Origin of the sequence: Delftia sp. DS1230 (assembly GCF_040112715.1) — a bacterium.
GTDB lineage: Bacteria > Pseudomonadota > Gammaproteobacteria > Burkholderiales > Burkholderiaceae_C > Comamonas > Comamonas tsuruhatensis.
This window is the reverse complement of the sequence record NZ_CP157763.1, coordinates 725,991-741,154: the sequence shown is the minus strand read 5'-3', so window position 1 is coordinate 741,154 and position 15,164 is coordinate 725,991. Positions and strand designations below refer to the sequence as shown.

Below are 15,164 nucleotides of genomic sequence, written 5' to 3'. Positions count from 1 at the left end.
TCAAAACCATCGCACTGTTTCTCTTTGTAAAGACGATGGCTAGAATGCCCATGCATTTTCTTAATCAGACAGAGAGGGACCATGTTCAAGAAAGCATTGGCAGCAGCCATCTTGCTGGGCTGCGGCCTGGCGCACGCATTCATGCCCAGCAATGGCACCTGGGTCGTGACTTCCGAACTCAACGGCAAGCCGGGTCGCGGACTCGCCCTTGATGCGCAGAACGGCACCCTGGTCATGCAGATGTATGCCTACGAGCCCAGCGGGCAGCCGAGCTTCTACATGACGTCGGGCGCCTTGACCAACAACCGTTTTTCAGCGCCGCTGATGCGCTATACGGGTGGCCGCTATCTGGGCAGCGGCCCTCTGTCGGGCACCGAAGACCGCAATATGGGCCAGGTCAGCATGCGCTTCACCAGCGGCGTTTCGGGTTTCATCACGCTGCCCGGTGAGCAGGAAGTGGCGATTTCGCGTTTCAACTTCGGTTACCCCGCCGTGGCATCCAGTCTACGGGGCATCTGGACCATGACTTCGATCGGTTCCGAGGGGCTTCAGACCCTGGGCGTGGAATTGACACGCCAGACCAGCGCCACTTCCAACGGCAACGGCCTCATGACCAGCGGAGATGGCCTGTTCGGCTGCGAGCACCAGGTCCGCGGCGCACTGGCAGGTGAAACGCTGTGTGTGTGGATCAACAGCTCTGGCCAGATCCTGCGCAGCTACCGCTTCGTTTACAGCGTCAACGATGGCGAGGGCACGTCCAGCACCAATGGCAACCGCCCCAACCAGCGCCTGGTCATCAAGCGGTTGACCACGCCCCAAGATGTGGGCACGGGCATCGTCTACGAGAATTCGGCGCCTGCGGAGCCTGTGTATACCGCGCTGCACGAGCACATCGAAAACCTATCCTTCAACGCCGCACCTCTGCCAGCTGAGCAGGAGTGACGCCCCCACTGCCGGCTCCCCCTCAGGGCAGCGCCGGCAGCTGCTCCGCATGCCGCAGGTCCACATGCGCCTGCAGAAAGTCGAGCACGGCGCGCGTGCGCGGGGGCAGGCGATCGGGCTTGCCCAGGTAGACGGCGTGGATGGGTTCCAGGTCGCCCGTGTTGAATTCCTCCAGCACGGGCACCAGCCGGCCGGCGAGCACGTCGGCCCAGGCGTGGTACAGCGACAGGCGGGCCAGGCCCGTGCCGTGCAGCGCCAGCTCGCGCATCACATCGCCGTCGTTGACGCGCACCACCTCCCCGATATCGACGGCCACGCGCTGGCCGTCCACCAGAAACGGCCAGTGCGGTATGGCGCGCTGGTAGCTCCAGCCCAGGCGCACATGGTGGCCCAGCTCGTCTGGATGCAGGGGCCGGCCCATGCGGGCCAGGTACTCCGGTGAGGCCAGGATGACTTGGCGCGTGCGGCCCAGCAAGCGCGCGACCATGTCCGAGGGCGGAAGCTGGCCCCAGCGCACGGCGATGTCGGTGCCGGCCTCGACCAGGTCCACGATCTGGTCCGTGAAGCTCAGTTCCAGGCTCAGCCCGGGATGGCACTGAAGCAATTGCGGCACCAGGGGCACGAGCAGCATTTTTCCGGTCGATGAGCTGGTGTTGATGCGCACCAGGCCGCGTGGTTCGCTGCGCACGGCCACGCAGGCTTCCAGCTCCTCCAGATCGGCCAGCACGCGCTTGCCGCGCTCGAACAGCTGGCAGCCTTCGGGCGTGAGATGCAGGCGGCGCGTGCTGCGCTGCAGCAGCTGCACGCCCAGCCGTGCCTCCAGCCGCGACATGCTCTTGCTGACAGCCGAGGGCGAGATACCCAGGTGGCGTGCCGCGGCCGAGAGGCTGCCGCGCTCGGCGACCAGGATCAGCATTTCCAGCTCGGCAAAGCGGTTGGCATCGGCGCTGCCCGTGTCGGCGGCGGCGAGAGGAACAAGTGCGGGCATGGTGTCTCCGAGAAAAGGATCATCTATTCCACACAGGAACAGATCCGTTTCCATTATTCCATCTACACAAAGGTATGTTGCAGTGCGACATTACTGGACATCACACCAAGGATCACAAGGAATCCGTCCATGCCTCTTTCCCTACTCGCCCTGGCGGCCGGTGCCTTTGGCATCGGCACCACGGAATTCATCATCATGGGCCTGCTGACACAGGTCAGCCAGGATCTGCACATCAGCATTCCCACGGCGGGCTCGCTGATTTCGGGCTACGCCATCGGCGTGGCCGTGGGCGCGCCGGTGCTCACGCTGCTGACGCGCCAATGGCCGCGCAAGCGCCTGCTGCTGGCGCTGATGCTGATCTTCATCGCCGGCAACCTGGCCGCCGCGTTCGCGCCCAGCTATGAATGGCTGATGTCGGCGCGCGTGCTGACCTCTCTGACCCACGGCACCTTCTTCGGCGTGGGCGCCGTGGTGGCCACGGGCCTGGTGCCGGTGGACAAGAAGGCGTCGGCGATTGCGCTGATGTTCTCGGGCCTGACCCTGGCTACCCTGCTGGGCGTGCCTGCCGGTGCCTGGATCGGCCAGATGTTCGGCTGGCGCAGCGCCTTCCTGGCCGTGGCCGCGATCGGCGTGCTGGCCTTTGCCATCCTGGCCGCCTTCGTGCCGCGCGACCAGGGCCGCCCCGAGGTCACGCCGCTGGCACAGGAGCTGGCCGTGCTGGCCAACGGCCAGGTCTGGCTGGGCCTGGGCATCACGGCCTTCGGCTTTGCGGGCGTGTTCGCGCTCTACACCTATGTGGAGCCGCTGCTGACCCAGGTGACCCGCATGGGCGACAGCCTGGTGGCGCTGACCCTGCTGCTGTTCGGCGCGGGCCTGGCCGCAGGCAATCTGCTGGGCGGCAAGCTGGCCGACCGGGGCGTGATGCGCGCCCTGGTGTGGAGCATTGCGGCGCTGATGGTGGTGCTGGCGGCAGGCCGCTGGGCCTTCGGGAACCAGGCCGTGGCCATGGCCTATGTGATCGTGCTGGGCGTCGTGGCCTTCGCCACGGTGGCCCCCATGCAGATGCGCGTGCTGGACCAGGCCGGCCCCCAGGGCGCCAACCTGGTCTCCAGCCTGAACATTGCGTCCTTCAACCTGGGCAATGCCCTGGGTGCCTGGGTCGGCGGCCTGGCCCTGGCCGGTGGCCTGGGCCTGGTCAACCTGGGCTGGGCCGCCGCCGCGCTGACGGCCGTGGGCCTGGTGCTGGTCTTCTGGAGCAGCCGCCTGCCCGCAGGCTCCGCACGCAGCGCAGGCGTGGCCTGCGCCTGAGGCTCAACGGGCCAGCACGGGCTTGAGCGCCTTGCCCGTGTGCGTGCCCGCAGCCACCAGATCCTCGGGCATGCCGGCCGCGATGATGCGGCCGCCGTCCTTTCCGCCTTCGGGGCCGAGGTCGATGATCCAGTCGGCCTCGGCGATCACGTCCAGGTCATGCTCGATGACGACCACGCTGTGGCCCGCATCGACCAGGCGGTGCAGCACGCGGATGAGCTTGTCCACATCGGCCATGTGCAGGCCCACCGTGGGTTCGTCCAGCACATAGAGCGTGTGCGGCGCCTTGTTGCCGCGCCGGGTCACGTCGTCGCGCACCTTGGTCAGCTCGGTGACGAGCTTGATGCGCTGGGCCTCGCCGCCCGACAGCGTGGGCGAGGGCTGGCCCAGCGTGAGATAGCCCAGGCCCACGTCCTTGAGCAGTTGCAGCGGGTGGGCGATGCTGGGCATGCTGGCGAAGAACTCGACGGCCTCGTCCACCTCCATCTGCAGCACGTCGCCAATGCTCTTGCCGCGCCAGGAGACGGCCAGGGTCTCGGGGTTGAAGCGCGCGCCGTGGCAGACCTCGCACGGCACCTTCACGTCGGGCAGGAAGCTCATCTCGATGGTGCGCATGCCCTGGCCCTCGCAGGCCGGGCAGCGGCCTTCGCCGGTGTTGAACGAGAAGCGGCCGGCCGCGTAGCCGCGCGCCTTGGCCTCCAGCGTTTCGGCGTAGAGCTTGCGGATGGTGTCCCAGAAGCCGATGTAGGTGGCCGGGCAGCTGCGCGGGGTCTTGCCGATGGGGGTCTGGTCCACTTCCAGCACGCGGTCAATGCCCTCGAAGCCCTGCAGGCCCTTGCAGCCCGACAGCGCAGGCGCCTTGCCCGCGTCCATGGCATCGCGCCCGGCCTTGGTGGCGCGCTGGCCCACCCAGGCGGCCACATTGGCCAGCATCACGTCGCGCGCCAGCGTGGACTTGCCCGAGCCGCTGACGCCCGTGACGGCCACCAGGCGCTTGAGCGGCACGCGCGCATCCACGTTCTGCAGGTTGTGCAAATGGGCGCCGCGCACGGTCAGCCAGCCCAGCGCGTCGGAGGCGGGTTCGGCGTCGACAACGACAGGCGCGGCCTTCTTTTTGGATTTGGATACCTTGACAGGCGCAGGTTCCGGCACCGGTTCGGCCACGGCGGCAAGCTCGGCGGCCGCCTGCGGCGGCTGGCCTTCGCCCACCCAGCGGCGCGGCTGGAACGGGTGGCGCATGGCATGCAGCAGGTAGCGGCCCGTGATGGAGTCCTCGGCCGCCATGATGTCGGCCGCCGTGCCCTGGGCCACTAGGCGGCCGCCGCGTATGCCGGCGCTGGGGCCGATGTCGATGATGTGGTCGGCGCGGCGGATGGTGTCTTCGTCATGCTCGACCACGACCAGGGTGTTGCCCTTGTCGCCCAGCTTGTGCAGGGCGTTGAGCAGGATCTGGTTGTCGCGCGCATGCAGGCCGATGGTGGGCTCGTCCAGCACATAGCACACGCCCTGCAGGTTGCTGCCCAGTTGCGCGGCCAGGCGGATGCGCTGGGCCTCGCCGCCCGACAGCGTGGGCGCGCCACGGTCCAGCGTCAGGTAGCCCAGTCCCACTTCCTCGAGGAATTCGAGGCGGCTCTGGATCTCGGGAATGAGGTCGCGGGCAATGTCGGCCTCGCGGCCCGACATCGCCAGCGCCTGCACCCATTGGCGCACGTCGTTGACCGACAGCTGGGCGATCTCGGCAATGCCCACGCCATGGAAGCGCACGGCGCGTGCCGTGGCGTTCAGGCGTGTGCCCTGGCAGGTGGGGCAGGTCACTTCGGCCAAGTCTTCGATTTCCTGGCCTTCGAACTTGACTTCGCGGCCCCGGTTGTCCTCGACCAGCAGGGTGTCGTCATAGACCTTGCGCTGGTCCTTGGTGAGCTTGACGCCCGTGCCCACGCAGTCAGGGCACCAGCCGTGCTTGCTGTTGTAGGAAAACAGGCGCGGGTCCAGCTCGGCATAGCTGGTGGCACAGACCGGGCAGGCGCGCTGGGTGGAGAACACCTGCAGGCTGCCGATGCCGGCCGTGCTCCGGCCGCCGGCCATGGCATCGGCCAGGTTGTCCAGGCCGGACAGCACATGCAGCACGCCCTTGCCTGTTTCCAGCGCCTGCGCCAAGTGGCCGCGCAGCTCGCGCTCGCTGGCCGCCGTGACGGTGATGCTGGCCACGGGCAGCTCGATGGTGTGTTCCTTGAAGCGGTCGATGCGCGGGAATCCCGTGGTGGGCAGGAATTCGCCGTCCACGCGCAGATGGGTGTAGCCGCGTGGCCGAGCCCAGTCGGCCAGCTCGGTGTAGACCCCCTTGCGGTTGACCACCAGCGGCGCCAGCAGGCCGATGGTCTGGCCCCGGAACTGCGTGAGCAGCTGGGCCGCGATGCTTTCCTCCGTCTGCGGCTGCACCGCGGCGCCGTCGTGGATGCAGTGCTGCGTGCCCAGCTTGACGTAGAGCAGGCGCAGGAAGTGCCAGACCTCGGTGGTCGTGCCCACGGTGGACTTGCGCCCGCCGCGCGACAGGCGCTGCTCGATGGCCACGGTGGGCGGAATGCCGTAGACCGCATCCACCTCGGGCCGGCCCGCAGGCTGGACGATGGAGCGCGCATAGGCGTTGAGCGATTCCAGGTAGCGGCGCTGGCCTTCGTTGAACAGGATGTCGAAGGCCAGCGTGGACTTGCCCGAGCCCGAGACGCCCGTCACCACGTTGAACTTGCCGCGCGGGATCTCCACCGACAGCTGCTTGAGGTTGTGCTCCTTGGCGTTGACGATCTCGATGGCATTCCTGGCGGCCGCCCCCGACATGGCATGCGCCTTGCGCTGGCTCTTGTAGAGCATGGGGGCGACCTCGCGCACGGCCTCGCCGCCCACGCCCATGGCCAGGTCGTACTCGCGCAGCGCCTGGGCCGTGTGCGAGCCAGGCACCTGACGCACCTCCTCGGGCGTGCCCTGGGCCACGATGGCGCCGCCGCCGTCGCCGCCTTCGGGACCGAGGTCGATCAGCCAGTCGCTGGCACGGATCACGTCCAGGTTGTGCTCGATGACGATCAGCGAATGGCCGGCCTCCAGCAGCTTGCGCAGCGCGCGCATGAGCTTGGCGATGTCGTCGAAGTGCAGGCCCGTGGTGGGCTCGTCGAACAGGAACAATGTGCCCTTCTTGCCCAGCGCCTGCTTCGACTTGGCCTGGGCCTTGGCGGCCTCCGCCAGGAAGCCCGCGAGCTTGAGGCGCTGGGCCTCGCCGCCCGACAGCGTGGGCACGGGCTGGCCCAGCTTCACGTATTCAAGGCCCACATCGACGATGGGCTGCAGGGCGCGGATGACCTCGCGGTCCTGGGCGAACAGCAGGGCCGCCTCGGCCACGGTGAGCTCCAGCACATCGGCCACGTTGAGCTTGCGCGGCTGCAACTCGCCGGCCGCGTGGCGCTCGATCGTGACTTCCAGGATCTCGGGGCGGTAGCGCGTGCCGTTGCAGTCGGGGCAGCGCAGGTAGACATCGGAGAGGAACTGCATCTCCACATGCTCGAAGCCCGAGCCGCCGCAGGTGGGGCAGCGGCCATCGCCGCTGTTGAAGCTGAACTTGGCGGCCGTATAGCCTCGCTGGCGCGACAGCGGCGCAATGGCGAACAGCTCGCGGATGGAGTCCCAGGCGCCCACGTAGCTGGCCGGGTTGGAGCGCGCCGTCTTGCCGATGGGCGACTGGTCCACGAACATCACGTCGCTCAGGTGGTCGGCGCCCAGCAGGCGCTCGAAGGCGCCGGCCGCATCCGTGGGCTTGCCGAAGTGGCGCATCAGCGCGGGCACCAGCACGTCCTGGATCAGCGTGGACTTGCCCGAGCCGCTGACGCCGGTGATGGTGACCAGTCGCTGCAGCGGAAAGTCCACGTCGATGCTGCGCAGGTTGTGCTCGCGCGCGCCTTCGAGGATGAGGCGCGGCGTGGACTCGGTCACCATGCGCTTGAGGCCGAAGCCCACCTGCTTGCGGCCGCCCAGGTAGGCGCCGGTCAGCGTGTCGGCATGTCGCAGGTCGTCGGGCGTGCCGTCGAAGACGATCTGGCCGCCGCGCGCGCCGGGGCCGGGGCCCATGTCGATCATGCGGTCGGCCGCGAACATCACGGCCGGGTCGTGCTCGACCACGACCAGGGTGTTGCCTGCATCGCGCAGGCGCTGCATGGCCTCGGTGATGCGTTCCATGTCGCGCGGGTGCAGGCCGATGCTGGGCTCGTCGAGCACGAACAGGGTGTTGACCAGCGAGGTGCCCAGGGCCGTGGTCAGGTTGATGCGCTGCACCTCGCCGCCCGACAGCGTGCGGCTCTGGCGGTCCAGCGTGAGGTAGCCGATGCCCACGTCGCACAGGTACTGCACGCGCGCCATGATTTCGGCGTGCAGCATCTTGAGGGCCTGGGCCTCGCCGTCATGCAGCGGGGCATCGGCAGCCGGCGCCAGCTGCTGGAAGAAATCACGCAGCCGCACCAGGGGCAGCTGCATCAGGTCGTGCAGGCACAGGCCCGGCAGCGCGTCCAGCTGCTCGCGGCTCCAGGCCACGCCCTTCGGCATGAAGCGGCGGTAGCGGCCTTCGTCGCCGGGCGGCAGCACGGCATCGGCGGCCTGCTTGCCGCCCAGGCGCCACAGCAGGCTTTCGGTCTTCAGCCGCGCGCCGCCGCAGGTGGGGCATTCGGTATAGCTGCGGTACTTGGACAGCAGCACCCGGATGTGCATCTTGTAGGCCTTGCTCTCCAGGTATTCGAAGAAGCGCTTGATGCCGTACCAGGTCTGGGTCCACTTGCCATTCCAGTTGGGCGAGCCGTCCAGCACCCAGCTTTTCTGCGCGTCGGTGAGCTTGGCCCAGGCCGTGTCGCGCGGAATGCCTTCGGCCTCGGCGTGGCGCATCATGTCGTCCTGGATCTCCTTCCAGGCCGGTGTCTGCACGGGCTTGATGGCACCCGTGCGCAGGGTGAGCTTGTCGTTGGGGATGACCAGCCCCCAGTCCACGCCGATCACGCGGCCAAAGCCCCGGCAGGCCTCGCAGGCGCCCACGGCGGAGTTGAAGGAGAACAGCGAGGGAATCGGCTCCTGGTAGCTCAGGCCGCTTTCGGGGCAGTGCAGGCCCAGCGAGAACTTCCACAGCTGGGGCTCGGTGGGCTGGGCACCTGCGGCTTCCACGGCGGATTCAGGCAGCACATAGACCGTCATGTGGCCGCTGCCGCGCTTGAGTGCCACCTCGATGGCCTCGTAGGCGCGGGCACGCTCGACGTTGCCCAGGCGGAAGCGGTCGGCCACCACGTCCAGCATCTTGACCTTGAGCGGCGCCGCCGCCTTGGCCTTCTTGCCCTTGGCGTCTGCGGCAGGCTCCACGGCGCCGGCCTTCTCGGCCTCGCGCTCGGCCTGGACCTTGGTGAAGCCGCTGGCCGACAGCCATTGCTCCACCTCGGCGGCCGTGGTGTTGGCGGGCAGCTCGACGGGGAAGGTGATGGCGATGCGCGGATCACCGGCCTGCCGGCAACGCTCGGCCAGCTCCTCCAGCACGCTGTCGGGCGTGTCGTGGCGCACGGGCACGGCGGTGTCGCGGTCGAACAGCTGGGCTGCGCGCGCGAACAGCAGCTTCAGGTGGTCGTTGAGCTCGGTCATCGTGCCCACGGTGGAGCGCGAGTTGCGGACGGGATTGGTCTGGTCGATGGCGATGGCCGGCGGCACACCTTCCACACGGTCCACGGCCGGCTTGTCCATGCGGTCCAGGAACTGCCGCGCATAGGCCGAGAAGGTCTCGACATAGCGGCGCTGGCCTTCGGCATACAGGGTATCGAACACCAGACTGGACTTGCCCGAGCCGCTGGGCCCCGTGACCACGGTCAGCTCGCCGGTACGGATGTCGAGATCCAGGTTCTGGAGATTGTGCTGGCGTGCGCCGCGAATTCGAATCAGACCGTGCGTCATGGATGTTGTGTGGTCAGTGGGAGCCAAACATTCTAGGCAGTCCATGCGTCAGGCATCGGACGCTTCTCAATACCTGTATTTTCATACAGGTTAAACACAAAACGCCTCCTCAACAAATCCGCGCGACCATAAAAAAACCCCGGAACCAGTCCGGGGCTCGTGCCTCTTTCAAGGTCTTACTTGGCCATCTGCACGGAGGCAGGCATGGCCTGCCCGTCCGGCACGCCCTTCACCTGGGTGATGGCCAGCAGCGACACGACAACAAAGGCCAGGCAACCGGCCGCGATGATCCTCATGGGTATTTCCTTGATCAGGCTGTGACAAGACGGGCCCAGACAAAAAGGCCCCGCACCTTTCGGTACGAGGCCTGATGGCAGGCAGGTGCTGATTGGAACAGACCTGCTTTGCTCGCGGCTTACGCCGCGCGGCGATCAGAATGCGTGGCGCACGCCGACGGCGAAGGACGAGAAGTCCGCGCCCTTCACGCCGGTCATGTAGTTGGCGCCGGCCTTGTTGTCCACCTTGGTGTAGTAGCCGTAGACCTTGGTGCGCTTGCTCAGGTTGTAGTTGTAGCCCAGGGTCCACTGGTTGGCGCCGGAGTCGGCAATGTTGCTCCACTTGTTGGCGTGGCCCAGGTTCACGTGGAACTCGGAAGCGCCCAGGGTGTACATGCCCGACAGACGGAAGTTGTTGCGCGTGCCGCGGATTTCTTCGTCGTTGCGCTGGTAGTAGCCGCCCAGCACGAACTGGCCGAGAGTGTAGGCAGCGCGGAAGGCCAGCTGCTTGTCTTCGTCGAACTGGCTGTAGCCGGCGCCCAGGGCCAGGGGGCCCACGTTGTAGTTGGCGGCCAGGTCGTAGCCGTTCTTCTTCTTGGCCAGGGCGGTGGCCTTCTCGTGCATGGAGACCGAGCCTTCCACCGTCAGGCCGCCGAAGTTGGGCGTGGTGTAGGAGATCTTGTTGGCGGTGCCCAGGCCGCTGGCGAACCAGACGGGATCGAAGTACAGCGCGTCGGAGGACGAACCCGTGTCATGGTTGTGCATGCTCACGTAGTCGGCCGTGGCGAAGTACGAGCCGGGGAAGAAGTTGCCCAGGCGCAGCATACCGAAGTTGCCCGACAGGTTCACTTCGCTCTGGCGGCCGAAGGTCAGCGCGCCGGTGGAGGAGGAGCCCATGCCGGTGTCGGAAGCGAAGCCGCTTTCCAGCACGAAGCCGGCCTTCAGGCCGCCGCCCAGATCTTCGACACCGCGCATGCCCCAACGCGAGGAGTTGTTCTCCATCTTGCTGACGCTTTCGTCACCGATCTTCTGGCGCTCGATCGTGGTGTTGATACGGCCATAGATCGTGACGCTGCTTTGCGCCATCACGGTGGTGGAACCCAGCACGGCCAGCACGGCCAGGGCAACGCGGTTCATCTTGATCATCTCGGCATCTCCTTGGGATTGTTGAGTGGGTATTCTTGAAATCTCAGGGCCGACTCCGGCTCTAGATCAGTGCCATTTGCGGCTGCTGCGAATTCTAGGTGCGGGCATGTCAAAAAATGTACGGCCGCCTCTGAAAATGCGCGATCTGATGCTTTGCTGCCACAGGCATGACATGGAAAACCAGTAGAAGCGCCATACGAAAAAAGCCCATGGCAAACCGCCATGGGCTTTCGTCAATGCAGCGCCACAAAACACAGTCGGATACTGCGCACACCGCATGCAACCGGCGCGGCCCCAACTCAGAGACGCCGAGCAAGAGCCGCCTCGCGGCGATGGCGTCGTCCCCCTCCCGCGAAGCGAGAGAAGGCGCCGTGCATACGGGGGAAGGCGCGTCAGCGCCTCAGGGGGAGCCCTCAATCATTCGCGTAGATATCCACATCCTTGGTCTCGCGCAGGAACAGCGTGCCGATGATGGCCGTGGCGCCCGCGATGACGATGGGATACCAGAGGCCGCTGTACATGTTGCCGGTCTGGGCCACGATGGCGAACGACATGGTGGGCAGGAGGCCGCCGAACCAGCCATTGCCGATGTGGTACGGCAGGCTCATGGAGGTATAGCGGATGCGGGTGGGGAACAGCTCCACCAGCATGGCGGCGATGGGGCCGTAGACCATGGTCACGAGGATGACCAGGTAGGTCAGGATGGCGACCATCATCACCTTGTTCATCTTCGTGGGGTCGGCCTTGGTGGGATAGCCGTCCTCGGCCAGCACCTTGGCCACGGTCTTCTTGAACTCGGCGTCCTTGGCCTTGGCTTCCTCGGGGCTCAGGCCCTTGACGGAGAACGAGGGGATCTCGGTGCTGCCGATGCGGATGAAGGCCGTCTTGCCGGGCGCTGCGTCCTCGGAGTCATAGCTGACCGAGCCGGCGGCCAGCAGCTGCTTGGCCACGTCGCAGGAACTGGTGAACTTGGAAGTGCCCGTGGGATTGAACTGGAACGAGCATTCCTTGGGATCGGCAACGATCACCACCTTGCTCTTGGCCTGGGCCGCGGCCAGGTCGGGGTTGGCCGCTTCGGTCAGCGCCTTGAACACGGGGAAGTAGGTCACCACGGCCAGCACGCAGCCCAGCATGATGATGGGCTTGCGGCCTATCTTGTCGGACAGCGAACCGAAGATCACGAAGAACGGCGTGCCGATGATCAGTGCCGCCGCGATCAGCAGGTTGGCCGTCACCGCATCGACCTTGAGCTGCTGGGTCAGGAAGAACAGCGCATAGAACTGGCCCGTGTACCAGACGACAGCCTGGCCGGCGGTCAGGCCGATCAGCGCCAGGATCACGATCTTGAGGTTGCGCCACTGGCCGAAGGACTCGGACAGCGGAGCCTTGGAGACCTTGCCCTCGGCCTTCATCTTCTGGAAGGCTGGCGACTCGGACAGCGTCATGCGGATCCACACCGAGATGCCCAGCAGCACGATGGACAGCAGGAAGGGAATGCGCCAGCCCCAGTCCGCGAAGGCCTGCTCGCCGATGGAGGTGCGCACGCCCAGGATCACCAGCAGCGACAGGAACAGGCCCAGCGTTGCCGTGGTCTGTATCCACGAGGTGTAGGCGCCGCGCTTGCCGTGCGGCGCGTGCTCGGCCACATAGGTGGCCGCACCGCCGTACTCGCCGCCCAGGGCCAGGCCCTGCAGCATGCGCAGGCCGATGAGGATCACCGGCGCCGCCACGCCGATGCTGGCGTAGGTGGGCAGGATGCCGACGATGAAGGTCGACAGGCCCATGATCAGGATGGTCACGAGGAAGGTGTACTTGCGGCCGATCATGTCGCCCAGCCGCCCGAACACCAGTGCGCCGAAGGGCCGCACGATGAAGCCGGCCGCGAAGGCCAGCAGCGCGAAGATGAAGGCCGATCCCGCATCGAGCCCGCTGAAGAATTGCTTGGCGATGATGGCCGCCAGCGATCCGTAGAGATAGAAGTCGTACCACTCGAATACCGTGCCTAGCGACGAGGCGAAGATCACCTTGCGTTCTTCCGGAGTCATGGGCCGCGGGGTCGCCTTGACCCCCGCGCCTTGCGATGCGTTGATAGCCATGTCTGTCTCCTTGATTTATTGAATATTTAGCGGGCTTGCCATAGGCCCGCCGATTCACTATCCGCCTGCCTGCTGACGCGAATCTGACTCACCTCTTACAGAAATTGACGGCGAACTGAACGATTTCTTACTAACTCAGCAGCAACCCTGATGCCGTCTTTTTCCATGTGAAAAGCACCGTAAAAACCCTGGCAAACCATGCTGCACTGCGTAAGCACTCGGTCAGAAGCAGTTTCCAGAATGCGCCGCAAGGCTGCAGATCCATGGGGCTGCCGCCGCGATTCCAACTTCAGGAGACAAACCATGACCGATCCGGTGGTAGACAAAATACAGCGCCATCCCAAATACCAGGAGCTGCGGTCCAGACGCAATCGCCTGGGCCTTTTTCTGACGCTGCTGATGCTGGTCGTTTATTACGGCTATATCGCGCTGATTGCCTTCGACAAATCCTTTCTGGCCCAGCCCATTGGCGCGGGCGTGACCTCACTGGGCATTCCTATCGCCATGGGCGTGATCGTGTTCTCGGTGATCGTCACCGGCCTCTACGTGCGCCGTGCCAATGGCGAGTACGACAAGCTCACCCAGGACATCCTGAAGGACGCCACGAAATGAAGAATTCCGCACAACGCATGCTGCTGGCGCCCGCCGTGGCGCTGGCCCTGACGGGGCCCGTGCTGGCCGCCGGCGGCGATGTCGGCGTGGCCGCCAAGCAGGCCACCAACTGGACCGCCATCATTCTCTTCACGGCCTTCGTCGTGGCCACGCTGTGGATCACCAAGTGGGCCGCGGGCCGCACCAAGTCGGCGGCCGATTTCTACACGGCCGGAGGCGGCATCACGGGCTTCCAGAACGGCCTGGCGATTGCGGGCGACTACATGTCGGCCGCCTCCTTCCTGGGCATCTCGGCCTCGGTCATGGCCAGCGGCTATGACGGCCTCATCTACTCCATCGGCTTCCTGGTGGGCTGGCCCATCCTGACCTTCCTGCTGGCCGAGCGCCTGCGCAACCTGGGCAAGTTCACCTTCGCCGACGTGGCCGGCTACCGCTTCTCCCAGACGCCGTTCCGCGCCTTCGCGGCCAGCGGCACGCTGGTGGTGGTGGCCTTCTACCTGATCGCGCAGATGGTGGGCGCGGGCCAGCTGATCAAGCTGCTGTTCGGCCTGGACTACTGGATCGCCGTGGTGCTGGTGGGCGGCCTGATGATGATCTACGTGCTGTTCGGCGGCATGACGGCCACGACCTGGGTGCAGATCATCAAGGCCTGCATGCTGCTGGCCGGCGTGACCTTCATGGGCTTCATGGTGCTGGCCAAGTACGGCTTCAGCCCCGAGGCGCTGTTCGCCGAAGGCGTGCGCGTGCGCTCCGAGATCGCTGCCAACAACGGCGCCGACCCCTCGGCCGCCGCCAAGGCGGGCCTGGCCATCATGGGCCCGGGCGGCTTCATCAAGGACCCGATCTCGGCCATCAGCTTCGGCATGGCGCTGATGTTCGGCACGCTGGGCCTGCCCCACATCCTGATGCGCTTCTTCACCGTGCCCGACGCCAAGGAAGCGCGCAAGAGCGTGTTCTGGGCCACGACCTGGATCGGCTACTTCTACGTGCTGATCTTCATCATCGGCTTCGGCGCCATCACCCTGGTGCTGACCAACCCCGAGATGGCCGACACGGTCAAGGGCGTGATCCACGGCGGCGCGGGCACGGCCAACATGGCGGCCGTGCTGGTGGCCAAGAGCGTTGGCGGCGACGTGTTCTACGGCTTCATCTCGGCCGTGGCCTTCGCCACCATCCTGGCCGTGGTCGCGGGCCTGACGCTGTCGGGCGCCTCGGCCGTGTCGCATGACCTGTACGCCACCGTGATCAAGAAGGGCAAGGCCGACAGCGCCGCCGAGCTGCGCGTCTCGCGCATCACCACGCTGACGCTGGGCGCCATCGCCGTGCTGCTGGGCATCGTGTTCGAGAAGCAGAACATCGCCTTCATGGTGTCGCTGGCCTTCGCGGTCGCGGCCTCGGCCAACTTCCCCCCGCTGCTGCTGTCGGTGCTGTGGAAGGACTGCACGACCAAGGGCGCCGTGATCGGCGGCTTCATGGGCCTGGCGTCCTCGGTGGGCCTGACCATCGTCTCGCCCCCGGTCTGGGAAGCCACGCTGGGCAACCCTGCAGGCTCGGCCTGGTTCCCCTATGCATCGCCCGCGCTGTTCTCCATGACCATCGGCTTCGTGGGCGTGTGGCTGTTCTCGGTGCTCGACAAGAGTGCCCAGGCCGCCAGGGAACGCGCCGTGTTCCCCGCGCAGCAGGTGCGTTCGGAAACGGGTCTGGGAGCTTCGGGCGCCTCCGGCCACTGAGCTGCCGAAGCGGCAACCACGCACAAGCCGGGCCATGCGCCCGGCTTTTTTTCATCCCTCGCCACACCAGAGACACTCAGTTTGATCGGCTGGAGAAGCCTTTTGA

Annotated in this window: 8 protein-coding genes; 4 read left to right on the top strand and 4 right to left on the bottom strand. The window is 66.2% G+C overall.

Annotated features, from left to right (window positions below; genetic code table 11):
* The first annotated feature begins 81 nt into the window (after positions 1-81).
* Positions 82-942, top strand: coding sequence for a hypothetical protein (locus AAN986_RS03360; protein ID WP_047218439.1), 861 nt, complete (start codon positions 82-84; stop codon positions 940-942).
* Between the two features lie 22 nt (positions 943-964).
* Here AAN986_RS03360 and AAN986_RS03355 read toward each other — a convergent pair whose 3' ends face one another.
* The gene (locus AAN986_RS03355) at positions 965-1,930 is read right to left on the bottom strand and encodes a LysR family transcriptional regulator (RefSeq protein ID WP_047218438.1); all 966 of its coding nucleotides are present in this window, start codon (positions 1,928-1,930) and stop codon (positions 965-967) included.
* 129 nt (positions 1,931-2,059) lie between these two features.
* On the opposite strand from AAN986_RS03355, the gene AAN986_RS03350 reads away from it, so the two are divergent.
* Positions 2,060-3,238, top strand: a complete 1,179-nt coding sequence (locus AAN986_RS03350; protein WP_016450051.1) for an MFS transporter — start codon at positions 2,060-2,062, stop codon at positions 3,236-3,238.
* A 3-nt stretch (positions 3,239-3,241) separates the two neighbouring features.
* Here the strand turns inward: AAN986_RS03350 and uvrA are convergent, their stop codons facing one another.
* The 3 genes from uvrA to AAN986_RS03335 all read right to left on the bottom strand — a co-directional run bounded on the left by uvrA (position 3,242) and on the right by AAN986_RS03335 (position 12,716).
* Positions 3,242-9,199: an excinuclease ABC subunit UvrA gene (uvrA, locus tag AAN986_RS03345; protein ID WP_047218437.1), complete on the bottom strand. Its 5,958-nt coding sequence runs from the start codon at positions 9,197-9,199 to the stop codon at positions 3,242-3,244.
* A gap of 431 nt (positions 9,200-9,630) precedes the next feature.
* Positions 9,631-10,620 carry a porin gene (locus tag AAN986_RS03340; protein ID WP_016450048.1) on the bottom strand — a complete coding sequence of 330 codons (990 nt, stop codon included), beginning with the start codon at positions 10,618-10,620 and terminating at the stop codon, positions 9,631-9,633.
* A 413-nt stretch (positions 10,621-11,033) separates the two neighbouring features.
* Entirely contained in the window at positions 11,034-12,716 is a 1,683-nt protein-coding gene (locus tag AAN986_RS03335; RefSeq protein WP_047218436.1) for an MFS transporter, read from the bottom strand.
* A gap of 303 nt (positions 12,717-13,019) precedes the next feature.
* On the opposite strand from AAN986_RS03335, the gene AAN986_RS03330 reads away from it, so the two are divergent.
* Both AAN986_RS03330 and AAN986_RS03325 read left to right on the top strand, forming a co-directional pair.
* Positions 13,020-13,328, top strand: a complete 309-nt coding sequence (locus AAN986_RS03330; RefSeq protein ID WP_012207753.1) for a DUF485 domain-containing protein — start codon at positions 13,020-13,022, stop codon at positions 13,326-13,328.
* Positions 13,325-15,058 carry a cation acetate symporter gene (locus AAN986_RS03325; protein WP_016450046.1) on the top strand — a complete coding sequence of 578 codons (1,734 nt, stop codon included), beginning with the start codon at positions 13,325-13,327 and terminating at the stop codon, positions 15,056-15,058. The genes AAN986_RS03330 and AAN986_RS03325 overlap by 4 nt, the downstream gene beginning before the upstream one ends.
* Positions 15,059-15,164 lie beyond the last annotated feature (106 nt).